We start from the raw sequence: 21,927 nt of genomic DNA, 5'->3' as shown, positions 1-21,927 counted from the left end.
GAGGTGTGAATCACAACATGCTGGTATTGCTCAACAACTTTCGGATCGGGCTCTTACATCGATGATGAATGATTTTCGCCAGCAATACCCCGGCAAGTCGCGGAAGGAACTCCTCTCAGTAGCTGGAATGTTAGCAAGCAGCATCGTGGCCGGAAAATTTGACGAGGCAACTGGCGATAATCAAACGATGATTGCTTGATAAGGAAATTGCGTGGTGCCATCTTGAATGCCCATTTCAAGATGCGCCGCGCCAATTTTACACCAGGCAGCCATATAGTAATTGGTTAAATTACATTAAATATCTTAAAAATGATAAATATTTGCTATTTATGAAATCAGAATAAATTCGAATATCACTTCGAATAACCAATGCGCTTTGCCTTTCCATTGGTGGGGGATATATTAACTTTGTCACCATCCCAGTTAAATGCAATAAGGTCTCTATTTTCAACCGCTATATTGATGTAGGGACTGTCTTCATAGACATGTGGAATGCGTTCAATCTGCCAGATGATCTCGCCATCTGCGTTCAGTCCCATCACGTTTTCGTTTTCGACAGTCCCGCGCGGGATGGTTAGCAAAACCGCCAACGTGTTTTCGACAACAACCACCTTTTCTATCGGGTACGGCATCTTCACAGGCAGGTCCAACCCTGAAAGCACAAGATTTGCCCCATCAATTGTATAGTTTATCGGATTTTCCATCAAAGTGGCCTCGGATTTGTAAAGACAGACGTACGCTCCATAACTTCGACTTGCATCCCGCCACCGGAACCCCACGGAGGTAGTCCCCCAGCCTCGCCAACCCGCAATTTTGTCCCGGCCGGTACAGATACATCCGAAACTTGCGTGGGCAAATCGGGCAAAGCAAACTTATCCTTGATTTGCTGAGGAGACAGACCCTCAATATCCTCTTTGCGCATAACCCAAGACCCGGCTTGGTTGTCTTTGCCATGCACTCTCACAAAGGCCTCATCGCTGTCAGTAATGATCTCCTTTACGGGCTTCCCAGGCGCATAAGGTGGGCGGTTACCCTTCAATTCATGAAAATGATTGGCCTCTTCGGAGGTCATCGTCTTTGATGATCCTGTCGGCAGTTTTCCTTTATATGGGGCAGATTGTATAGGTTTGGATTGCGGATCCTTAGGTTTCCCCGGCTCGGCCTTTGTCTTCTGCGTCTGGGCTTGGTTGCGCTGAGGCGGTGTGCCGCTGACGTTTGCCTTCCCACCCTTGCTGCCCCCGCCGCCCTTCTTGGGCACGAACTTGCCGACAATGGCATTGAGCAGGTCTGGGCCCATAGCGCCGAGTGCTTTGCCATAGGCCTTGGCAGCTTGATCCAATTCTGCTTCGGTTGTTGCTGATTGGGCGTCGATAGTGGCCATGACGAAAGCGCCGATGCCCTTGATTGCCTTCATGCCGCCATTGGCCCAGCCCAGCAGCACCAGAGTCGTATTAACGGCCGCGCCGGTGACGGGATTGGTGTTGGCCAAGGCCACTGCCGCCGCCATGGCGATCATCACGGCGATGCTTTCAGGCTGTAGAAATTCCTCAACAGCAAGCCGTATCGCTTCGTCCCCGGATTCGATGGCATAGGGCAGACTGCGCTTCAGCGCGCTTCCGATCCTTTCGAATGACCCCATTTGGCCTGGCGGGGTTTCGGCATCAGGACGCGCTGCTATGGCGGTAGCTGCGGCCGTTTGGTCGACAACCGCTGCTTCCAGTACGCCTGCGCTAATTTGCTGCGCCAAGTGTTTGCGAAAACTGGCGCCCGATAGAATGACTTTGCCGCCGGGGTTGAGCCGCCCAGCTTGCAGATCGATTTGCCGTGCTGTCGCGTCGCTGTCGCGCAACTGGTTCAGGACAGCAATCGCTGCCTGGCTGTTGTTGAAAGCCAGAACCTGGGGCGGAAGCGTGCCTTTGTTTGCAATCAGCAAACGGCGCTGTTCGTTGCCGACGTTGATCGTGCCCGTGGTGATTTGCGCCACGTCTGCTGGCGTCAAGGGGATACGCGGCGTGCGCAGCAAAATCGCCTGGATTGACCCGGCAGCAATTTCACGAAGCAGCAGACGAGCGGGATCTTGTGCTTCGGGATTTTCGGGTAGGCGGGTGGCAAAAATATTTGACCATTGCGCGCGTAACTGCACGATGGCGGCGCGGTCCTGCGCCAATGTCCGCAAAGTGGACGCACAGCGCTGTTCATCGTTTGCCTTGAGCATGATAGCAGGGAATGCACCCTTGCGGCCAATGAGCAGCACGCCGCTGCTGCGTCTGATCTCGATCAGTTTCACCAGCCCGCCCCCGGTCGAAGTATTCGAACGCCTGAAGAGCTCTTGTGGCGTGCATTTGCACGCTATCATGTGCGCAAATTCACATCGTTTCGATAAGAACGCACTTGAATAGGCCCCGAACCATCGCCCAAGATGGTGCCAGAGTGAAAAGTAAACAGAATTGGATGTGCGTTTGACCACCCCCTATGATCGCGTCGCTTATCCAACGACGATGTTTGCCCAGACGCATCCTGAGCGGTTGGCGGTTCTTGCCCGACTTGCGGGGCTTGATCCTGTACCGCCGCATCAGGCGCGCATTCTGGAGATTGGCGGGGGGACGTGCGTCAACTTGCTGTCGATGGCGGCGATGTGGCCGGATTGCGATGCACATGGCTTTGATTTGTCCTCCAATGCCATCGCGCGCGGGCAGGAAATCACGGATGCCAGCGGCCTTGCCAATGTCACGCTGGCGGTGGAGGATATTTGCGAAGCGCATGAGCGCTACCCTGCCGGATCGTTTGATTATGTCATCGCCCACGGCGTTTATGCCTGGGTGCCAGATCATGTCCGCGAAGCGACGATGCGCCTGATCGCCCATTGCCTTTCGGATCGGGGGGTCGGCTTTGTCAGTTATAACGCCATGCCCGGTGGCCATGTCCGCCAGATCATGCGCGAGATGCTGTTTGATGCCATTGGCGAGATCGATGATCCCGATGCGCGGATTGCTGCCGTGCGTGATTTTCTTGAAGCCTATGCGCGGCCCCAACCCGATGATGAACCGCTGGCCAAGACCCTGCGCCAGCAAGCAGAATCCATGCTCAAGCGCCCTGACGCGGTGTTGTTCCACGATGAACTGGGGCCTTGTTTTAATCCGCAACGGTTGATGGATGTAGCCGCAGCAGCAGCCGAAAGCGGCCTGGTGTTCCTAACCGATGCCGGCCGCAACCGGCACCTTGACGGGTTCCTGCCGGACGGAAGCGCGTTGCCGGATGACCCGGAATACGCCGTCCTGCTCGCCGCCTCGCGCGATGATTACGCCTCGTTGCGCTATTTCCGGCAAAGCCTGTTTGCGAAACAGGAGCCTGACCGCGTTATTGATGCCACCCGTATCGCTGGCATGTGGATATCCACCAAGTTGAAGCGGCTCGATGACGGTGCATTTGCTCAGGGTGGGGACAGCATCAACATTGCGGATGAAGATCTGGCCGCGTCGATTGCCCGCGTGGCGGCAGTCTATCCGCAGCGCGTGCCGATCAGCGCGATTACCGATAATCCCGAACACTTGCGGGTGATCTTGCAATTGTTCGTTGAGTGGTATGTCACGCTTTATCCCGGTCCGGCTCCATTCCCGGCCGAACCGTCTGACAATCCATGCGCGAGTCCGCTGGTGCGCGGAATGTTGGGCCTTGGCGAGACGATGCTCTGCACGCTGGATCATACCGTGCTCAAGATCGAACAACCCGAGTTGCGCGCCCTGCTGATGGCAGCCGATGGGACACGCACCATTGCGGAAATTGCAGCGTTGGAAACAGGCATTCCGCCAGAGGACACCCATGCTGCGATTGCCGCTTGCTGTAGCAAAGCGCTGATGATCGCTTAGCGCGCGTCTTTAGTCAAAGCATTCAAACGCTTGAGTAGCGGTGCAATACCAAGCTCTGTCACCCTTGCCTGCAAGTCGCTCAGGTCGCCGACGGGCTGTGCAAAAGCGGCGCGTACCTCCGCGCACAGCACCCTGGCATGCAATTCGTGCATAATCTCACCGCAATCGCGGCAATGGTTTAGCGCCTGTGCGGCAATCGCGGTCGCTTGTGCGGCATTGCCGCGTGCCATGGCCAATCGTGCGCGCGCTTCGTGGAGATAGTAGGTTCCGGCGGTACGCACCTTGAGATAGGAGCCCCTCTCTAGTGATGCGTTGAGGATGACTTCAGCCTCATCCAACAGGCCAGCATCAATCAAACACAGCGCGGTCCAGCCGACACAAACCGGTTCAAAACCAAAGAAGCGACGGTTCAGGCATTCGGCAAGAGCGCGGCGCATGATGCCTAACGCCTTTGGGATATGTCCACCGCGATAGTGTAGGTAACCGTGGGCAAGATGAGACAAAAGACGTGAATAATCATGGTGATAGCGGCGGGATAGGCGAGCTGACTCGGCAATCCATCGCCGCGCACGTGGCAGGTCGTCCAGATCGACAAGATACCATGCACCGAATGCACGGGCGAGGATGTGCGGTATGACTACAACCGCGCCAAATGTCGCGCCATCCAAACCGTCTTGCAGCCTTGCGCCTAGCAACTCGATCCGCGCCACGGCCTCTTCCGGACGCGCACGAGAAAAGGCGATATAGGCCCCCACAACATCGGCAAATGTGCGGCGCGGCAAGCTGTCGTGATTGTCCAGATCAGCCTGAGCCTGTGCCAGCCATTCAGTGCCACGAACCGGCGAGCCATCGATCCAGTCAAGCAAGGCCATGTTAATTCGCGCAACCGTGCGGATGCCAGGCCCCATATCAATTTGCCCGTTGGCAACAGCCTCGATATCCTGCCGGACTTCCTGTTCCAACGAGAGTTGTTGCAGCGTATCAAGGGCAAGAAGAGCAAATCGCGCACGCTGGAACTGCGATGCAGGCGGGTCAAGCCAGGCCGCTATATCACGCGCGCGGCGGTACAGCGCCAGCACAGAACTGATGGCGGCAAGCCCCAAGGCTTCGATTGATGCATTCCATTGATGATCCAGCGCGCGCTCTGGCAGGCCCGCCTTCTCGGCATGGGTGGCCAGTTCGGCATGGGTGGCGGCATCTCCTTCAAGCAGTTCCAGCACACGCAAATGCATTGTTTTGCGCCGCCGCCTGGTCATTGTTGCATATGCGGCTTCTTGCACCAATTGGTGGGTGAAGCGCACGACATCGGCCTGCGCGGTTTCAATGACCCGGCTTTCCACCAGCCGTATAGTGGCTGCGGCCGGGTTGCGACATACCAGAGCCGCACCTTTTGCGAGATGGCTGGCTTGAAATGAAGGACCAAGCGCGGAGCACAATTGGCACAACCGGCTTGCATCCTCATCCAATGCCGCAAGGCGTTCTGCGAGCAGATTTTCCAGTCGGGCAGGGAGGCGGACGGTGCCTTGATCCGATTGGGCCGTGACCGCAAATTCCTGAAGCGCCAATGGCAAACCATCGGCACGTGCAAGGATTTTTTCAATGGTGCCATCTTCCAGCGGAGCCGCGCGGTTTATCAGTGATATCAGGGTGCGGGCGGCGTCAGATGGCAAAGCTTTGAGTTGCGACGGTTTGCCGCATAGTGTGGTCAAGCGCAGTGTTGCTTCAGGGCGGCCGGCTGCAATAATACCCAGCGCCGCACTTTGCCGAATACCCGTCAATATAGACCGCGTCTCCCGGTCAATGTAGTGCATATCGTCAACCAGCAGCAGCAACGGCATATTTTCCACCGCAAGCCGCAGCAGCCCAACTATCGCCTGCGTGGCAATGCGGCTGCGATCACCCGGCGATAGTCCGGGCAGCCAGGCCCCAATGCCTCCCGCAAAGCCGTTAAGGCATTCGGCCTGCTCTGCTGGCAGTCCCGCTGCTTGCGCAGGATCGGCGCAGAATGGGCGCAGCAATTCGACCACGTGGCGCACAGCTGGCGAAAGACAGCCGAACGGCACCGCCGCCATCAGTGGGTTGCCGCGAATGACCACGAAAGTGACGCCATAGCCTGCTGCCAGACGGCTCGCCTCAAGCAAGAGGCGGCTTTTGCCCATGCCGGCGTCGCCGATAAAGCCAATCGCTGCGGGCTTTCCAGCGGGCAGGGCGGCGATCATTGCCCGTACTTGCTCTAAATCCTTATCGCGCCCTATCACCGGGTAGGTGGCGTTGCCTTTGACAGGCACATGGTCGCTTCCGGCAAAGTTGATTGCGGCCAATTCGAACACCGCTTCGCCACCATCATCGGCACTGTCATGGCCATCTGATGGTAGCCTGCCTGTCTGGCGCAGGTCGCAATTCTCAGCGATGAGGGAAGCCGTGGTAGCCGAGATCGCAACGCTACCGGGCGATGCAAGCTGTTCCACCTGCCCGGCGACATGAGCGGCATGGCCAACCACGTCCACGATGCTGCCAAAATCGTGATCCTGACGGCGCAGGAGAATTGGTCCCGCGTGAATGCCTATTCGCACTTGCAGTGATGGCAAAATGCCTATGCTGCCGCCCTTCATGCGATCGACGATTTGCCGTGCCGCCAAAGCAGCGCGCAAGGCATGGTCCTGTGCTGCGGGGTGAATGCCGAACACCGCCATCACGCCATCACCCTGAACGCGCACAACAAGGCCTTGGAAATCATGAATTGCGTTTTGAATAAGCTTGATTGAGGCATCAATCAGATCGCGCGCGTCTTCGGGGTCAAGCGCGCGCAGCAGTCGTGTAGATCCGACAATGTCTGCAAACAGGATCGTCGCGAATCGAATTGAGTCCAGTTCGCCAGCAAAACCGTGCAAGTTATCAGCCAATCCAATTGGCATATTGTTCGGCAAAACGTCAACGCGCTCGGCTGTTTCTGGCGCCTGCCCGGTAGTACTATGCCCCACCAATTGCACGTTAAGACTCTGAGCCTGTTTTTTGGCCAGATGAAACCCCTGCCACCTCGCCATCACCAGCAGAGTCACAGGTTACAACCATTATCGCAATAAATTTCGCGTTAACCATTCAAAATGGATGTAAACGCGGTAACTGCTTAGAATAAGCCTATAAAAGCGTGGCCCCGCGCCATCGCTGATTTTTGCGGTATCGTCCGTAATCTTGCGCGGGTAAATCCGTCGCGGCCCATCACCAAGGGGGCACCGTCAAGATGGTGGCCGGTCAGTGCTTTGCCATTGCGTGAAACCCTGATTGACCAGCCCCAATGCCGATCATGTGAAGCAACGGAGAGAAATGCGTCACATTGGAGCGCAAGACAGGGGGAGCGCAGTGTTTCCGATGGTGAGATGAGCCGTTCTACTTCGGTTTCGCTCAAGTAAAACCGGGCAATATCTGCGACATCTTCATGAGGAACAGCCGTGCCGCCGACGGGGGTTACAATCAGAAGGGATGGACGGAGCACAGCTACGCCGACCCGTTTTATTTCGATATCGAGGGCTCCTGGCCCAGCTTTCCAAATCAGGTATCTTTGCATCGGCCCGGTAGTCATTGCTGAGGGCCACATATCGCAAAAATTACATGGCCGTGCCGTAGGTCTCAACACTGGCAACATGTGATTCTCGACACATCCACTTTGTTGTCTATAAGGATCCGTTCTGGGGGATTTTGATGGCAAGCGCGACCAAATTGCAGTCAAACTTGATCGTTCCCGAAGCCGTTCGGCAAATTCTTACCGAAAATGGCCGGGTGATGCGCGTGCGCAAAGGCCATGTTTTGCTGGCTGTGGGGTTGCCAGCCAGCGATGTCTATCTGGTTGTCGAAGGACTTTTGTGCGTGTCTCTGGTTTCGGCACAAGGTCGTGAAACGGTGCTGCGGGCCATCGGGCCGGGCGAAATTTTCGGTGAATTGGCAGCCATCGATGGCGAACCACGCTCGGCCGATGTGGTGGCGTCGAACAACAGTTGCCTGATGGTCATACCGGGCAAAACTTTCCACGCCCTGATTGCGAAAGAGCCTTTGCTCAGTTTGTGGTTAGCGCGCTATCTGGCGCATCAGGTGCGTTATCTCACCAACCGGATCTATGAACTTTCAACAATGGCGGTTGGAACGCGGCTGCAGGCCGAACTGCTGCGGCTGGCAGAAATGACCGACCACACTGGCGGTGCCAGCATCTCGCGCGTGCCTACCCAATCGGAACTGGCTGCGCGCATCGGTACGAATCGTGAAACTGTCACTCGCGAATTTTCTCTGCTGGTGCGGGAGCGGTTGGTCGTAAAGGAAGGGCGGCGGATTGTCATTCCATCGGTGAGCAAACTGGCAGAGCGGATCAAGCGTTATTCGCAGACGGCGTGATAAAACTTTGGTTCAGTGCCGCTAGAAGCGATTGCCAGACCCGCACCTTTGCGAATAGCTTTGTCCGGTATGAGCAAGGATCTTAATCTACCGAACATGTCCGCCGGCGGCGCGCCCGGTAAGTCGACAGGGCTGGTCGGCCGGATCGGCTGGTTTTTTGCGCGGTGGGTGGTGGCATTCCTGTTCATCTCTGTGTTGCAGGTGGTGATCTACAAGTTCGTGCCAGTGCCGATCACGTTGACCATGCTGATGGACGAGAACCCGGTCACCAAAGACTGGACCGCGCTTGATGACATTGACCGTGATATGGTCGCTGCGGTGATTTCAAGCGAAGATGGCAAATTCTGTCTTCACAGCGGGTTTGATCAAGACGCAATCATGCAGGCGTTCAAGCGTAACGCGCAGGGCGGGCGCATTCGCGGCGGCTCCACCATCAGCCAGCAAACCGCCAAGAACGTGTTTTTGTGGCAAAACGGGGGCTATCTGCGCAAAGCACTTGAAGCTTGGTACACCGTTTTGATCGAAACCATCTGGGGCAAGCGCCGGATCATGGAAGTCTACCTCAATGTGGCTGAAACCGGCATCGGCACTTATGGGGTAGAGGCAGGCGCGCAGCGGTACTATGGCAAAAGCGCACGCAAATTGAGCCCGGTTGAAGCCGCACGGATTGCCGCTGTTTTGCCTCAGCCCAAAAAGCGTGAAGTGAACGGCGCAGGCGGCTTTACACGGCGCCACGGCAATTCCATCGCGCGGCGCGTTGCGGTGGTCAAAAACGAGGCGTTGGACGCCTGCGTTTATCGCTGATCGTATCCCAGCACGATTCGCGCACCAAGCAAGCCCTGGCCAACCGTCACTTTGACCGTGGCAGGTGATGTTTTCTCCAAGCGGTTATAGACGTCCTCGGAAATGAAATAACGGCCCGAACCAATCACAGCATCGCTCTGGTCTGGTTTCAGCCAGGCCCAATAGTAAAGTTTCCGACTCTTGCTCGCGTGTGTCACCTCGGTCCGCTCCAGCGTCATGTGCACCGTGCTCTGGCCGCGCACGATCGCCCCGTTTACGCTAGGCAAAACACCGACAGACCAGACCGGCCAGCCCAACAGGGCGGTGACAGCACAGAGCAACGCTGCAAACTTGCACGCTTTGGGTTCGTCCAACTGTGCAGCGCTATAGCGCCAAGCCACAAATGCCGTCGCCGCCGTGGCAATCAGACCTGCAAGCTTCAAGCCCGAACCCGGCGCAATGTCGCGCGGCCAATGGTTCCCAACCAGCAGCACGAGCGCGAAGGTCAGCAGGATCGGTGCCGCAAACGGCAGCACTGCTTTTACAAACAGGCTTTGGGGCATCGCAGTGCGTTGCGAACTGGTCCGTTTCATCCACCAAGCATAGCAATCAATGCTTACCAAACCCGAACGGTCCATCCCATTCAGCCAAGACGTGACTGCGGAGATGGCCTGAACGGATTGATCCGTATGCCACAGGGTTGACGCCCTGCGGGTCATCGCCTATCGGCCACAGCCTGATTCCGGCACGTCGCACCAGCGGCGATGGTTGCCTGTTCACCGATTTTAATGAGAAGAGCAAACAGATGAAGCGCACATTCCAGCCAAGCAACCTCGTGCGTGCCCGCCGTCACGGCTTCCGTACGCGCTCGGCAACCCCGGGTGGCCGCAAGATTCTTGCAGCCCGCCGTTCGCGCGGTCGCAAGAAACTGTCGGCCTGAACGCTGCCGATATCCTTTCGGAAAGTGCGGTCGCGGGGATGACCCGAATCGCCACTATTCGGAATCGGGCAGACTTTGTTGCTGCCAATCGCGGAATCCGGGTCGCAAGGCCCGGGTTCGTGCTGTTGGTGAACCGCGATATAGTGCCTTCCGCCGAAGCTGATCTGCGCTTCGGGGTAACCGTCACCAAAAAGATCGGCAACGCGGTTGTCCGCAACCGCATGAAGCGTCGCTTCCGCGCGCTGTTGCGCGAAGCGCTGCCCGCCTCGGGCATGCGCGGCGCCGATCATGTGTTGATCGGCCGCGAAGGCGGGGTCGAGCGCGATTTTGCTACTTTGCGTGATGAATTGGCTGTGGCCCTCACCCGCGCGGCAGAGGGCAAGGGCGACCCGCCGCGCAGACGCGCATCGAACTTCAAGCCGCGCAAGTGAAACGCCTGCTCATCCTGATTGCGCGTGGCTGGCAGCTGGGGCCATCGCGGATCTTGCCACCGTCGTGCCGTTACAGTCCTTCCTGCTCGCAGTACGCGATCGATGCGGTTGAAAAGCACGGCGCGATTAAGGGTGGCTGGATTTCGGCTAAGCGGCTATTGCGCTGCCATCCGTGGGGTGGGCACGGCTACGATCCGGTTCCGTAGGCCTCTCCCCTGACGAGAAATTACAGGCTGCCTTGCGCGGCATTTGACTGACAGGACGCGAACACGGTGCAGAATCAGCGTAACATTATTCTGGCCGTGGTGCTCACCGGCCTGCTGCTGCTCGGTTGGGAATCGGCCATGCGCTGGTTCTATCCGCAAGCGGGCAAGCGCCCTGCGGCTGTGGCTACTGCACCTGCCGATCCTGCGAATCCTGCCAAGCCAAGCCGCGAAGGTGGCCTGCTCAATCCCGCAGACGTCGCGCTGGAAAAGAAAGACTTGCGCGCCGAATTGGCCGCCGGTCACCGCGTTGTCATTGATGCGCCGGGCCTCAAGGGATCGATCAACCTCAAGGGTGCGCTGCTAGATGACGTGTCGATGGCCCGCCACCGCGAAACGGTCGACAGGGCAAGTGCGCCGGTGCGGCTGTTCTCGCCCGCAGGTACGCCTGCGCAACACTTCGCGCAGATCGGCTGGGTGGGTGAAGGCGTCGCGGCCCCTGATGCCAAAACGACGTGGACCGCCGAGGGCGCAAAGCTGACCCCGCAAACGCCGGTCACTCTACGCTGGAGCAACACCACCGGACAGACCTATTCGATCCGCTACGCCATCGATGCGGATTACATGATCACCACAACGCAAAGCGTGGCCAACGCCAGCACTGCACCAGTGGTTGTGCGTCCGTTTGCACTGGTCAACCGGACCGAAAAAACGTCGAGCATCGATACGTGGCAGCTTCATTCCGGCCCGATTGGCGCGTTCGACGGTTCGGTGAACTTTGAAAATAATTACTCGACTGTCTCCGAAGCACCCGGTGCCGCCATCCCGCTTAAAGGACTGGCCAACTGGATCGGCTTTACCGACATTTACTGGATGTCGGGGCTCATCCCCGATGCCAATGCCAAAGCGGAATCGGCTTTCCGTGCGCTTGGCAACGGCATTTTCCGCGCTGATCTGATTTACCCTTCGGTCTCGGTCGCTCCGGGCAAAGTGCAATCGCAGAATGTGCGCATCTTTGCAGGCGCCAAGGAAAACGCGGTCCTTGAAAAGTACGAAGCCGCAGGCGTTACCAACTTCAGCTATTCGATCGATTGGGGCTGGTTCTCATGGTTCGAAAAGCCAATCTTCTGGCTGCTTGATTCGATCTTCAACAAGGTCGGCAACTTTGGCCTTGCTATCATCCTGCTCACGCTGGTTGTTCGTGGTGTGATGTTTCCGATTGCGCAACGTCAGTTCGCCTCGATGGCCGCCATGCGTGCGCTCCAGCCCAAGATGAAGGCGCTGCAAGAGCGCTACAAGGACGACAAGCAGACGCAGCAACAGAAGATCATGGAATTGTACAAGGAAGAAAAGGTCAACCCACTTGCGGGCTGCCTGCCGATCTTCCTGCAAATTCCGGTATTTTTCGCGCTTTATAAAGTGCTGACGCTGACCATCGAAATGCGCCATCAGCCCTTTGTGCTTTGGATCAAGGATCTCTCCGCGCCAGATCCTGCGCACGTGCTCAACCTCTTCGGCCTGCTACCGTTTGATCCGCCAAGCTTCTTGGCCATCGGCATTCTGGCGATCTTGCTCGGCATTACGATGTGGCTGCAATTCAAACTGCAACCGGTCGCGATGGATCCGGCGCAACAGCAGATCTTTGCGTTCATGCCCTGGATCATGATGTTCGTGATGGCGCCATTTGCAGCAGGTTTGCTGCTCTACTGGATCACCTCGAACCTGTTGACCATTGCCCAGCAAAAGTACCTTTACAGCAAGCACCCGCAATTAAAGGCGCAAGTTGACAAGGACCAGACGGACGTCACCCGCGCCGTCACCCGCGAACAGAAGGCTGCTTCCACCCGGAAGCCGAAAACACCTTGAACCCAGAAGATATCCGAGCAGAAGCGGTTGACGCCGCCGTTAAGGCTGAACTGATAGAACGCGCGCGCCTGCTTTTTGCAGGGCGCATCGAATTCCTGAAGTCCGCGCCCGCGCTGCACTTCCTGCCCGATCCCGACGTGCCAGAGGTGGCCTTCGCTGGCCGCTCGAACGTCGGCAAATCGTCGCTGCTTAATGCGCTGACGGGCCGCAAGTCCATCGCGCGAACCTCGGTCACGCCGGGCCGCACGCAAGAGCTCAACTTCTTCGAAGTGGGCGATCCCACGCTGTTGCGTCTGGTCGATATGCCGGGCTATGGCTTTGCCAAAGCACCGCCCAAAGTGGTGGAGCAGTGGCGCAAGCTGGTGCGCGATTTCCTGCGCGGCCGCGTCGTGCTCAAGCGCGCGCTGCTGTTGATCGATGCCCGTCACGGTATCAAGGATGTCGATACCGAGATGATGAAGATGCTCGATGAGGCAGCGGTCGGCTATCGCGTCGTGCTGACCAAGGCCGACAAGATCAAGGCCAGTGAACTCGATCAGGTCTACACAGAAACCCTCGCCGCCGCGCGCAAACGTACCGCCGCCTATCCTGAAGTGCTGGTCACCTCGTCGGAAAAGAAAATGGGCATCGAAGAGTTGCGCGCTGCGGTTCTGGCTGACAGCGAAATCTGACTTCTCTCTCTCCAGCCAGATGGTTGGGGAGGGCAGTCAACACCCGCAAAATCACAGGACAGGGGCGATCAGCGATTGAGGGGCAATAGGGCGATTCTGTTGCTAGGCTCGCCCCCAGCCCCCGGTTTCCGATTCTGTTACCCGGTTCGGTCCGAACCGTGCTCACGCTTTATAACTTCAGGGCGTTAGCCCCTAGAATTATGCTGCGAGAGCAAGTGCTTCGTTGTCGTTGGCACTTGTGAGTTGTGAGCCTATAACAGGTTACTCAGCCTGGGCAAAAACAGCGCTTTTCAACACACGTCGATCCTAGTTCGGCCCCATCAACACCCTTGCGACAACAAGGCCAGATTCGATAAAGAACCTGTAGTGATGGTGGAGCCGCCGGGTACCGCCCCCGGGTCCGCTGTGCCTATTGCACGCCGCAGTTTATCACCATAGCCGGTCGAAACCGGCAGAAACTCATATAGGGTGCTTGTGCCAAATGAAAAGGGGCAGGATGTCTCCCGCCCCTTTAATGCCGTTTTTCTGGGTTTGCCCTAGCCCTTGGACTTCAGCGCATCCCTGATTTCCGCCAGCAGTTCGATCTCGCTTGGGCCGGCAGGAGCGGCTGGCGCTTCTTCAGCAGGCTTGGCGATGACCTTGTTCGCGGCCTTGACGATCAGGAACACGACGAATGCGAGAATCACAAAGTTAACGATCTGGGTGATGAAATCGCCATAGCCAATCATCGCGACGCCTGCTGCCTTCAAGTCGGCATAACTGGCGGCATCGCCTTTGAAATCGGCAGGCAAGTCACTCAATTGAATGAATAAGTTAGTGAAATCTTTCCCGCCAGTAATAAAGCCGATCACTGGCATGATCATGCTTTCCGTAAGCGAGGTGACTACTTTTCCAAAAGCTGCACCAATAATCACACCAACTGCAAGATCCAGAACATTTCCGCGTGAAATGAAGGTCTTGAATTCACCAAGCATTCCCATAATTCCCCCTTGGCTTGTTAACCATATTCCGGAACCTTTGTTGCCCTTTGATAGCGATGACAGCAAGCCTCAATCGGTTGCAAAACCGAGACACTCTTGAAGTGCCGTCCGCTTGCGCTATCTCAGGGGAGACAAAGGGACCGTGCGTGCGGTCCCATCCTAAGGGGTACGATGCCGATGGCCGCTATTCGCTTCAGCTCAATCGCGTTTGCAACTGTTGCCGCAGCCAGCCTTGCAGGTTGCGGGATCAATTCGGTCCCAACAGCCGAGGAAGAGGCCAAGGCCCGCTGGGCTGATGTGGAAAGCTCGTATCAGCGCCGCGCCGATTTGATTCCGAATCTGGTTTCCACCGCCAAGGGCGCTGCCGCTTCGGAAACCACGATCCTGACCAACGTGACCAACGCGCGCGCGGCAGCCACCTCGATCAACATCACGACCGATGATTTGTCGAACCCGGCCGAATTCGAAAAATTCCAGAATGCGCAGAACCAGTTGACCCAAGCGCTGGGCCAATTGCGGACTGTGGTGGAAAACTATCCGCAATTGCAGAGCCAGGCGCGTTTTGCCGATCTGATGGTCCAGCTGGAAGGTACTGAAAACCGCATCAACGTGGCGCGCACGCGCTATAACGAAGCAGTGCAGTCCTATAACACCACGATCCGCACGTTCCCCGATGCCATTGGGGCAAAGCTGATCCATGGTGCCAAGCCGATGGTGCCGTTCAAGGCTGCTGCGGGTTCCGAAGTTGCACCTACGGTGAATTTCGATATGAGCGCACCGGCACCTGCCAACCCTGCTCCGGCAGCTTCGGGCAATTGATATGACCGCCCAATTGCGGGCATTCTTTCGTGTGTGCGCGGTGCTGCTGCTGGTCTTTGCAGGAACAGCACACGCCGCCATGCCGCCCAAACCTGCTGGTCCGGTGCTGGATCAGGCGAACATCATTCCCGATGATCAGGAAGCCGCGCTTGCGCAGCGCTTGTCAGCTTATAACGCACAGACCGGGCGCGCGATTGTCGTGGCGACCATCGCTTCGCTCGATGGCGATGATGTGGCAAGCTATGCCAACGCCTTGTTTCGCACATGGGGGATAGGCGGCGCAAAAACCGATCAGGGTCTACTGTTCCTGATAGCTCCGAATGATCGCCGCGTGCGGATTGAAGTGGGTTACGGGCTGGAAGAGTTCATGCCCGACGTGTTGGCCGGGCGGATTATTGCCACGGCAGTCACGCCGCGTTTCAAGGCGGGCGATTATCCCGGCGGGATCAATGCGGGGGTTGAGCAGATACTGACGCAACTCAACCGAAATCCGGCAGACGCCAAAGCCGTTGCGGAAGCGGCGGCGGCATCACAGCGCCAAAGCGGCGACAGCGCAGGGGGCACGATTGGCAGCGCGATCTTCTGGATCGTGCTGATCATCGTTGCCATTGCCATCTTCGGACGGCGCAATCGTGGCTATGGCCAGCGAAGCAGCGGGATCGATCCGGGCATTGTCCTTTGGGGCTTGAGCGAGATTGCCCGATCTGCCTCGCACGGCGGTGGCGGATGGGGCGGCGGGGGCGATTCCGGTGGAGGCTTTGGCGGATTTGGCGGTGGCGATTCCGGTGGCGGTGGTGCCTCCGGTGACTGGTAAGCGGGACTGGTGATGGCGAAACCTACAATGACAGACGCCGATCACAAGCTGGTGTCCGATGCGGTCGCAGCTGCCGAAATGAACAGCGCGGGCGAGATCGTCACTATCGTCACGCCCCGGTCTGACACGTACCGTGATGTCGCACTCGTCTGGGCTGCGCTCACCGCCTTCGCGGCCTTGTGCGCGCTCGAAATAGGATCGGGCTTTTTCCTTCCCCGGATCGAACATCTATTTGGTCTATGGGCGTTCGAATGGACGCCACGCGCGGTGCTGGGCCTTGCGCTTAGTGTGGCGACGATCAAGTTCACCGCGATGTACTTGCTGATGCGGTTCACACCGCTGGGCCTTTGGTTCACGCCGCGCCGTGTGCGCAACGCCCGCGTTCGCGAACGTGCGCTTACCTGCTTTCGCGTTGGCGCAGAAAGCCGCACGGCGGGAGGCACCGGCGTGTTGATCTATCTCAGCCTTGCCGAACATCGCGCTGAAATCATCGCTGATGCAGCCATCGCGTCGAAAGTTTCGCCCGACACATGGGGCCATGCGATGAAGGCGATGCTTGATCCGCTCCGCCAAGGCCAGATGGCGCAAGGCATGGCAGCGGCTGTGGGCGAAGTAGGCAAAGTCCTTGTCGAACATTTCCCGCGCAGCGAAGATGACGTTAACGAACTACCTGATAGGCTGATTGAAGTCTGAATCCGGAGATATCATGAGCCTTGAAGAAGAGTACCGCGACCAGCCTGAAGAAGTGCGCTGGGAGGGCCGCTATATCGCAGCCAAAACGCGCGGACGCTGGGAATATGTCGGCCGCGCGCGCAACATCCGGGCAGCCGTGATCCTTGCGATTGACGATGGCCATGTGCTGTTGGTCGAGCAGTTCCGCGTGCCATTGGGCCGCCCTTGCATCGAATTGCCTGCCGGATTGATCGGTGACGAGGCGGGATCGGAGAACGAGGACGCTGCCATCGCAGCGGCGCGCGAACTGGAAGAGGAAACCGGCTATCGTCCGGGCCGTGTGGAATCACTTGGAGAATTCTATTCCTCGCCCGGCATGGTGACCGAGGCTTTCACGCTGTTCCGCGCGCTCGATCTGGAAAAGGTATCGGACGGTGGCGGGCTGGAGGGCGAGGGCATTACCGTGCACCGCGTGGCCTTGACCGAGATCGTCAGCTTCATCGCGGGCAAGCGCGCTGAGGGTTATGCCATCGATACGCGGATGTTGTTGCTGCTCTCGCCTAGCATCTTGGGCTGATTTCAGGCATGTAAAACTAGAAACTGGAGAGCATCAATGGGCAGAGTAACCGGTAAAAAGGCCCTTATCACAGGCGCTGCCCAGGGTCTTGGTGCGGCTCATGCGTGGATGCTAGCGCGTGAGGGCGCCAAAGTACTGTTGACAGACATAAACGGCATTGGCGCATTGGCTACGGCTGCTGCAATTGACGCCGAAATTGGCACAGGCACAGCCTTTGCCATGCGCCATGATGTGACCAGCCCCGATGATTGGGACAAGGCGCTGGCCATGGCGGCCGAAAAGTTCGGCGGGCTATCGGTGCTGGTCAACAATGCGGGGGTCGGCGTGCGGGGCAACATCGAAACCTGCACGTTGGAGGAATGGCATCGCGGTTTTGCCATAAACGTCGATTCTGTGTTTCTTGGCTGCCAGAAAGCATTGCCATTGCTACGGGACAATCAACCCGCCTCGATCATCAACATCAGTTCCATTGCGGGCCTGATCGCTTCCGATTCTATGCCCGGGTACAATGCCAGCAAGGCCGCAGTATGGATGCTAACCAAATCGGTCGCGCTCTATTGCGCCAAACGTGGCTGGGATATCCGTTGCAACTCGGTCCACCCGACCTTCGTTGATACCCCGATCCTTGATGATATCAGCGCCAATGCGAACCTTGAAAAGTCGGTGGTGATGGGCAAGTTGGCGCGGCAAGTGCCGTTGGGCCGTCTGGGTGTGCCCGATGATATCGCGGCGGGCGTGCTATATCTGGCCAGCGACGAGAGCCGGTTTATGACCGGGGCCGAGCTGAAATTGGACGGCGGAATTTCGGCGATGTGATGGATGTCGCTGGCGGTTATCGAGCAATGGGCATGGCGGCTTCGCGTTCCATGCGCACGGCATCCAAGATCTTTGCCCCGCCGATAAAGACCGCGCCGGTTGCAGCAGCGAACAGTAGCTTGCCGCCCAAGCCGGGATACTGAGTGAGATAGGCTTGGCCGCGTTCGACGGCACCCAAGGACAGTGCGTAGATGATCGCAAACGCCTCAAAGCGGGTTTTGATAGTGAACAGGCGGGCGATCTTGTTTAGCATCCGGGGTACTTATCCTCTATTGCCGACCAGCTTAGCAATCATCGTGCCAGACGCTATTTTGCTGCCTTGTTGTCCGTTAAACTTTCATTCACTGTAAATTGCAGCGACAGGGGTGTCTATGAAGTTTGCCTGATTGATCAGGAAAGCTGTTCAAGACCCAGCAAGTCCAGCAAAGCAGCGCGGGCCGCGATAACCGTTTTGGCCAAAGATTGTGCGCCAATATCTGCGGGATCAATCTGTTCAGGCCATTGTATTGCAACGATTCTCTCGATCAGCGCGACTTTGGCTTCATCGAGCATAAAGCGTGGATCGACAGTAGCAGGATCGGCGACGACGCGCAGGCGCAAACAGGCAGGGCCACCGCCATTGGCCATTGATTGGCGCACGTCGACGGGTAGCACACGGCGTATCGGGCCGTTGGACGCGAGCATTCCATCAAGCCAGCCACGCACAGAGGGCGTCTCCCACGCTTCGAGCGGGATCACGAGGCCCACTTCGCCGGTGGGCAGCGTTAGCAATTGGGCGTTGAACAAATAGCTTTTGATCGCATCGGCAAGGCTAATGGCGCTTGCGGGCACGACGACGATTTCGGCTTCGGGCAACCTTGTGCGGATTGCCGCATATGTGCCATCGGGATCGGCAAAGGCCTGTTCGTGGGTGAACAGTACGCGCTCGTTTGCCACGGCGACAACATCGTTATGGAAAGCGCCCGCCGCGATGGCTTCAGGCGCTTGTTCGATAAACAGGCAGCGTTCGGGGTTCAGGCCGTGCAGGCGGGCGACAGCGCGGCTTGCCTGTTCGTGCTGGCGCGCGGGGAATGCGCCGCCGGTTTTGCCATAGACGAACAGTTCGAGGCCGGGGGCATCGTGGGCTGTGGTCATGCGCATGTGATTGGCCGCGCCTTCATCGCCAAAGCAGGCGGGCACGGCGTCATGCACCGTAAAGTGCGCGGCACTGGCAAAGGCGAGGCGCAACTGGCGCACCGTATCGGGCCATTCCTGCGAGCGGTGGGGCATGGTGACAAGGTTGGCGGCGGTCAGATGGCAGCGCCCGTCGGCGGTATCGGGCGCGGGGCTGACCGTGGCGGCGTTGGCGGTCCACATTGATGAGGCAGACCAAGCGGAAGCGCGCAAACGGCGCTGGGCGGGATCGGTTTCATCCACGGCGTTCAGGCCCAAAGCGCCAAGCAACACCGGATTGGGGCGGGGCAGCGGCGCAAACAACCCTTGCGCAAGGCCCAACCCAAGGTTGTGGCGCATCTTGGCGATACCCTGTAGGGCGGCTGCGCGCGGATAGGAGACTTCGCCTGCATGGCTGGCCGAGGCCAGATTTCCAAGGCTGAGGCCAGCGTAGTTGTGGCTTGGCCCAACAAGGCCGTCGAAGTTGATTTCAACGAGGGGCATCGAGTGTGTCCTGATATTGCATCGAAGAACGGGGTAGGGAGGCTACCTGGTGACGTGCCAGACCATATCGCCCGCCGAAACCTTGAGCGCCGCTGCCGCCATCGGATCGATCAACAAGCCGTCGGGCGTAACTGCCACTCGGGCAAACGTGCAGCGGTAATCGGCTAGGCGTCCGGTGGCGACCAGCGCCTGCACCATACCATTGCCTTCAGCCGGGCGGACTTGCGAAATTTTAGTAGCTTGCGCTTCGCAGATCGAGCGGACGCGGTCGGTCTTGGCGGTCATGGTGGGGCCACCGTCGAAGATGTCGACATAGCCTTCATAGGCAAAGCCTTCTTCTTCCAGCATGCGCATGGCGGCGCGGCCTGATGGGTGGGGCAGGCCGATAGCGGTGCGTGCGGTTTCAGGGAGCATCGCAATATAGATGGGATGTTTGGGCATCAGATCAGCGATGAACTGGTTGCCGTTGATCGCGTTGAAATAGTCCGCTTCCTGAAAGCTCATCCCGAAAAAGCGCCCGGCCACGCCGTCCCAGAATGGCGATCCGCCGCGCTCGTCGATCGCACCACGCAGCTCGGCCAAAATCTTTTCGGCAAAGCGCTGGCGGTGCATGGCGATGAACAGATAGCGGCTGCGCGCCAGCAGCATGCCAAGCCCGCCCGCCCGTTCCGACGGGTGGAGAAACAGCCCGCCAACCTCGCTTGACCCTTCAAGATCGGTAACAAGGCCTAGCATTTCGGCGCGGAAGGTGCGGTTCAGTTCCTTGGAATGCTGGGTGAGCGTGGCTTTGCGATAGGAATAGAACGGCCATTGCCGCCCAACGCTGGTAAAAATCTGGCAGGTGCCGCGCACTTCACCCGTTGCGCTGTCTTCGAGCACCAGTACGAACAATTCGTCCTTCAGATTTTGTGGATCGCCCGCCTCGCTGTTGGCGTAGGCCTGAGACGCGCGGTCCAGCTTGGCGGTGAGCGATTTGCGATCTGCGGGCAGATTGGTGAAGCCACCACCGGTCAGCTTGGCCATCTCATACAGCGGTTGAAGATCACTGGCGCGCGCGGCGCGGATACGGAACGTCATCAGCTTCCCCCGGATAGCCGGTGCAGAACCAGCGCCGATAGCGCGGCGCGTTCTGCCAAAGACGGCACGATCAGATATTCCTGATCCGAATGAATGGCCCCGCCGCGCACGCCCATCGTATCGACGACAGGCACCCCGCATGCGGCGATATTGTTGCCATCGCAGACCCCGCCCGAGGCTTGCCAGCGGATCGGCTGGCCCAGCGCCTGCCCACAATCGCGCACGAGGTGGAACAAAGCTTCTGCCTGCGGGGTAAGCGGTTTGGGCGGGCGGGAGACGCCGCCGTGGAGGTGGATGGAAACGTCGTGCAGCTTTTCGATTACGCGCACAGCTTCGCGCAGCGCTGCTGCAAAGGTGTGAGCCTGTTCCGGCAGGCGCGGGCGCATGTTGAAGCGCAGCACTGCGCGGTCGGGCACGACATTGTTGGCGCTACCGCCATCAATCCTGGCTGGGTTTACCGAGAGGCCCGGTTCCTCCAGCGCCTTCAGCCGCAGCGCCAGATCGGCAGCGGCAAGGATTGCGTTGCGCCCGTCTTGCGGGTTGCGTCCGGCATGGGCGGAGCGGCCGGTGATGATCGCGCTGTAATTCCCGCTGCCGGGCCGTTCACCCGCCAAAGTGCCATCGGGCAGGGCAGAGGGCTCATACGTGAGCGCGGCAGCCTTCCCGCTAGCCAGTTCGGCGATAAGCGGGGCCGATGACAGGCTGCCGGTTTCCTCGTCAGCATTGATCAGCACATCATAGCCCACCGATGCTGCGGCGGGGCTGGCTTCAAACGCGGTAAGCGCAGCGAGGATCACCGCGATCCCGCCCTTCATATCCGCCACACCGGGGCCGTTCAGTGTTTCGGTATCGAGCCATGTCAGTGTCTGGAATGGGTGCGAGGGTGGAAACACCGTGTCCATATGTCCAGTCAGCAGATAGCGCCGCGTTGCATCAGGGCGGATCGACAGGACCAGATGCGCACCATTGGCGCTTTCGACCTCTTGCCCATCGGCGGCGATGGCGGTGGCGGGCGCAGGCTCGATTCTGCGCACGGTGCCCGGTAAAATTGCAAATGCTTCGGCCAACAGGTCCCACTGGCGGGCAAGGCCGGTCAGGTTGCCGGTGCCGGTATTGATCGCGCACCATTGCTCAACCTGCGCTAGCATCGCTGCGGCATCAATTGTGCCTATCAGGTCTAGTTCGGTGGCGGAAATCTGTTGCATGTGTAACCGTGGTAGCGCTTCGCAGGGGCGTGGTGAAGTCCTTGTTATGTGGCTTGCGCGGCGTGGGCACGGCATGACGTTGACGTGATTGCAAAATGCAATGCAATAAGGCATAAGCTGGTTAGTTCCTCCCCAGGTCCAAAAGATTCGACGCGTTGCTTTATCAGG

General features: G+C 58.3%; 23 protein-coding genes and 1 other RNA gene. 14 read left to right on the top strand and 10 right to left on the bottom strand.

Annotated features, from left to right (window positions below; genetic code table 11):
* The coding region (locus IP81_RS20170) for a hypothetical protein (protein WP_231626319.1) at positions 1-199 on the top strand (199 nt) is incomplete at its 5' end.
* Positions 200-353: 154 nt separating this feature from the next.
* Here IP81_RS20170 and IP81_RS09600 read toward each other — a convergent pair.
* Both IP81_RS09600 and IP81_RS09595 read right to left on the bottom strand, forming a co-directional pair.
* Positions 354-704 (bottom strand): hypothetical protein, encoded by a 351-nt coding sequence (locus IP81_RS09600; protein WP_054107728.1) that lies wholly within the window; start codon positions 702-704, stop codon positions 354-356.
* The gene (locus IP81_RS09595; RefSeq protein WP_157573144.1) at positions 704-2,287 is read right to left on the bottom strand and encodes a hypothetical protein; all 1,584 of its coding nucleotides are present in this window, start codon (positions 2,285-2,287) and stop codon (positions 704-706) included. Before IP81_RS09595 ends, IP81_RS09600 begins: the two co-directional genes overlap by 1 nt.
* A 166-nt stretch (positions 2,288-2,453) precedes the next feature.
* Between IP81_RS09595 and IP81_RS09590 the strand changes: the two genes are divergently transcribed.
* Positions 2,454-3,866 carry a class I SAM-dependent methyltransferase gene (locus tag IP81_RS09590; protein WP_054107726.1) on the top strand — a complete coding sequence of 471 codons (1,413 nt, stop codon included), beginning with the start codon at positions 2,454-2,456 and terminating at the stop codon, positions 3,864-3,866.
* Here the strand turns inward: IP81_RS09590 and IP81_RS09585 are convergent.
* Positions 3,863-6,769: an adenylate/guanylate cyclase domain-containing protein gene (locus IP81_RS09585; protein WP_197274583.1), complete on the bottom strand. Its 2,907-nt coding sequence runs from the start codon at positions 6,767-6,769 to the stop codon at positions 3,863-3,865. The two genes, IP81_RS09590 and IP81_RS09585, sit on opposite strands and share 4 nt — an antisense overlap.
* Before the next feature lie 796 nt (positions 6,770-7,565).
* Between IP81_RS09585 and IP81_RS09580 the strand changes: the two genes are divergently transcribed.
* Entirely contained in the window at positions 7,566-8,249 is a 684-nt protein-coding gene (locus IP81_RS09580; RefSeq protein ID WP_054107724.1) for a Crp/Fnr family transcriptional regulator, read from the top strand.
* Between the two features lie 69 nt (positions 8,250-8,318).
* Positions 8,319-9,053 (top strand): monofunctional biosynthetic peptidoglycan transglycosylase, encoded by a 735-nt coding sequence (mtgA, locus tag IP81_RS09575; protein ID WP_231626311.1) that lies wholly within the window; start codon positions 8,319-8,321, stop codon positions 9,051-9,053.
* Here the strand turns inward: mtgA and IP81_RS09570 are convergent.
* A complete protein-coding gene (locus IP81_RS09570; protein ID WP_157573142.1) occupies positions 9,044-9,625 on the bottom strand; it encodes a hypothetical protein in 582 nt (193 codons plus the stop codon). The genes mtgA and IP81_RS09570 overlap by 10 nt on opposite strands.
* Positions 9,626-9,837: 212 nt before the next feature.
* Between IP81_RS09570 and rpmH the strand changes: the two genes are divergently transcribed.
* The 5 genes from rpmH to yihA all read left to right on the top strand — a co-directional run bounded on the left by rpmH (position 9,838) and on the right by yihA (position 13,143).
* On the top strand, positions 9,838-9,972 hold the full coding sequence (gene rpmH, locus IP81_RS09565; protein WP_054107782.1) for a 50S ribosomal protein L34: 135 nt from the start codon (positions 9,838-9,840) through the stop codon (positions 9,970-9,972).
* Between the two features lie 38 nt (positions 9,973-10,010).
* Positions 10,011-10,403 (top strand): ribonuclease P protein component, encoded by a 393-nt coding sequence (gene rnpA, locus IP81_RS09560; RefSeq protein WP_054107722.1) that lies wholly within the window; start codon positions 10,011-10,013, stop codon positions 10,401-10,403.
* Complete coding sequence (gene yidD / locus IP81_RS19635) at positions 10,400-10,609, top strand: membrane protein insertion efficiency factor YidD (protein WP_231626310.1); 210 nt, start codon at positions 10,400-10,402, stop codon at positions 10,607-10,609. Before rnpA ends, yidD begins: the two co-directional genes overlap by 4 nt.
* Positions 10,610-10,675: 66 nt before the next feature.
* Positions 10,676-12,472, top strand: coding sequence for a membrane protein insertase YidC (gene yidC / locus IP81_RS09555; RefSeq protein ID WP_054107721.1), 1,797 nt, complete (start codon positions 10,676-10,678; stop codon positions 12,470-12,472).
* Complete coding sequence (gene yihA / locus IP81_RS09550) at positions 12,469-13,143, top strand: ribosome biogenesis GTP-binding protein YihA/YsxC (protein ID WP_231626307.1); 675 nt, start codon at positions 12,469-12,471, stop codon at positions 13,141-13,143. Before yidC ends, yihA begins: the two co-directional genes overlap by 4 nt.
* A 123-nt stretch (positions 13,144-13,266) precedes the next feature.
* On the opposite strand, the gene ssrA is transcribed toward yihA, so the two are convergent.
* Positions 13,267-13,635: a transfer-messenger RNA gene (gene ssrA / locus IP81_RS19630) on the bottom strand.
* 44 nt (positions 13,636-13,679) lie between these two features.
* Positions 13,680-14,123, bottom strand: a complete 444-nt coding sequence (mscL, locus tag IP81_RS09545; RefSeq protein ID WP_054107720.1) for a large conductance mechanosensitive channel protein MscL — start codon at positions 14,121-14,123, stop codon at positions 13,680-13,682.
* Between the two features lie 177 nt (positions 14,124-14,300).
* On the opposite strand from mscL, the gene IP81_RS09540 reads away from it, so the two are divergent.
* The 5 genes from IP81_RS09540 to IP81_RS09520 are packed head-to-tail and all read left to right on the top strand — an operon-like array spanning position 14,301 to position 17,821.
* Positions 14,301-14,942: a LemA family protein gene (locus IP81_RS09540; protein WP_054107719.1), complete on the top strand. Its 642-nt coding sequence runs from the start codon at positions 14,301-14,303 to the stop codon at positions 14,940-14,942.
* Position 14,943: 1 nt separating this feature from the next.
* Positions 14,944-15,756 (top strand): YgcG family protein, encoded by an 813-nt coding sequence (locus tag IP81_RS20890; protein ID WP_054107718.1) that lies wholly within the window; start codon positions 14,944-14,946, stop codon positions 15,754-15,756.
* Between the two features lie 12 nt (positions 15,757-15,768).
* Positions 15,769-16,449: a TPM domain-containing protein gene (locus tag IP81_RS09530; protein WP_054107717.1), complete on the top strand. Its 681-nt coding sequence runs from the start codon at positions 15,769-15,771 to the stop codon at positions 16,447-16,449.
* A 13-nt stretch (positions 16,450-16,462) separates the two neighbouring features.
* Entirely contained in the window at positions 16,463-17,005 is a 543-nt protein-coding gene (locus tag IP81_RS09525) for an NUDIX hydrolase (RefSeq protein WP_054107716.1), read from the top strand.
* 36 nt (positions 17,006-17,041) lie between these two features.
* Positions 17,042-17,821: an SDR family oxidoreductase gene (locus IP81_RS09520; protein ID WP_054107715.1), complete on the top strand. Its 780-nt coding sequence runs from the start codon at positions 17,042-17,044 to the stop codon at positions 17,819-17,821.
* Between the two features lie 16 nt (positions 17,822-17,837).
* On the opposite strand, the gene IP81_RS09515 is transcribed toward IP81_RS09520, so the two are convergent.
* From IP81_RS09515 to IP81_RS09500, 4 genes are all read right to left on the bottom strand, one after another.
* The gene (locus tag IP81_RS09515; protein WP_054107714.1) at positions 17,838-18,074 is read right to left on the bottom strand and encodes a hypothetical protein; all 237 of its coding nucleotides are present in this window, start codon (positions 18,072-18,074) and stop codon (positions 17,838-17,840) included.
* A gap of 137 nt (positions 18,075-18,211) precedes the next feature.
* Positions 18,212-19,477, bottom strand: coding sequence for an N-succinylarginine dihydrolase (locus IP81_RS09510; RefSeq protein WP_054107713.1), 1,266 nt, complete (start codon positions 19,475-19,477; stop codon positions 18,212-18,214).
* Between the two features lie 42 nt (positions 19,478-19,519).
* A complete protein-coding gene (locus IP81_RS09505; protein ID WP_054107712.1) occupies positions 19,520-20,554 on the bottom strand; it encodes an arginine N-succinyltransferase in 1,035 nt (344 codons plus the stop codon).
* Complete coding sequence (locus IP81_RS09500) at positions 20,554-21,759, bottom strand: hydrolase (RefSeq protein ID WP_054107711.1); 1,206 nt, start codon at positions 21,757-21,759, stop codon at positions 20,554-20,556. Before IP81_RS09500 ends, IP81_RS09505 begins: the two co-directional genes overlap by 1 nt.
* Between the last annotated feature and the right edge of the window lie 168 nt (positions 21,760-21,927).

It is taken from the genome of Novosphingobium sp. AAP83 (genome assembly GCF_001295795.1).
In the GTDB taxonomy this organism is placed as follows: Bacteria; Pseudomonadota; Alphaproteobacteria; order Sphingomonadales; family Sphingomonadaceae; genus Novosphingobium.
Note: the sequence above shows the minus strand (reverse complement) of the source record. Positions and strands in the feature narration are given on the sequence as shown.

Excerpts from the sequence above, each read along its gene's own strand:
- IP81_RS09515 (WP_054107714.1), bottom strand. The coding sequence starts at position 18,074 with ATGCTAAACAAGATCGCCCGCCTGTTCACTATCAAAACCCGCTTTGAG.
- mtgA (WP_231626311.1), top strand. The coding sequence starts at position 8,319 with ATGAGCAAGGATCTTAATCTACCGAACATGTCCGCCGGCGGCGCGCCC.
- IP81_RS09510 (WP_054107713.1), bottom strand. The coding sequence starts at position 19,477 with ATGCCCCTCGTTGAAATCAACTTCGACGGCCTTGTTGGGCCAAGCCAC.
- rpmH (WP_054107782.1), top strand. The coding sequence starts at position 9,838 with ATGAAGCGCACATTCCAGCCAAGCAACCTCGTGCGTGCCCGCCGTCAC.
- IP81_RS09570 (WP_157573142.1), bottom strand. The coding sequence starts at position 9,625 with ATGAAACGGACCAGTTCGCAACGCACTGCGATGCCCCAAAGCCTGTTT.
- IP81_RS09505 (WP_054107712.1), bottom strand. The coding sequence starts at position 20,554 with ATGACGTTCCGTATCCGCGCCGCGCGCGCCAGTGATCTTCAACCGCTG.
- rnpA (WP_054107722.1), top strand. The coding sequence starts at position 10,011 with ATGACCCGAATCGCCACTATTCGGAATCGGGCAGACTTTGTTGCTGCC.
- IP81_RS09600 (WP_054107728.1), bottom strand. The coding sequence starts at position 704 with ATGGAAAATCCGATAAACTATACAATTGATGGGGCAAATCTTGTGCTT.
- IP81_RS09525 (WP_054107716.1), top strand. The coding sequence starts at position 16,463 with ATGAGCCTTGAAGAAGAGTACCGCGACCAGCCTGAAGAAGTGCGCTGG.
- IP81_RS09540 (WP_054107719.1), top strand. The coding sequence starts at position 14,301 with ATGGCCGCTATTCGCTTCAGCTCAATCGCGTTTGCAACTGTTGCCGCA.
- IP81_RS09500 (WP_054107711.1), bottom strand. The coding sequence starts at position 21,759 with ATGCAACAGATTTCCGCCACCGAACTAGACCTGATAGGCACAATTGAT.
- IP81_RS09530 (WP_054107717.1), top strand. The coding sequence starts at position 15,769 with ATGGCGAAACCTACAATGACAGACGCCGATCACAAGCTGGTGTCCGAT.
- mscL (WP_054107720.1), bottom strand. The coding sequence starts at position 14,123 with ATGGGAATGCTTGGTGAATTCAAGACCTTCATTTCACGCGGAAATGTT.
- IP81_RS20890 (WP_054107718.1), top strand. The coding sequence starts at position 14,944 with ATGACCGCCCAATTGCGGGCATTCTTTCGTGTGTGCGCGGTGCTGCTG.
- IP81_RS09580 (WP_054107724.1), top strand. The coding sequence starts at position 7,566 with ATGGCAAGCGCGACCAAATTGCAGTCAAACTTGATCGTTCCCGAAGCC.
- IP81_RS09520 (WP_054107715.1), top strand. The coding sequence starts at position 17,042 with ATGGGCAGAGTAACCGGTAAAAAGGCCCTTATCACAGGCGCTGCCCAG.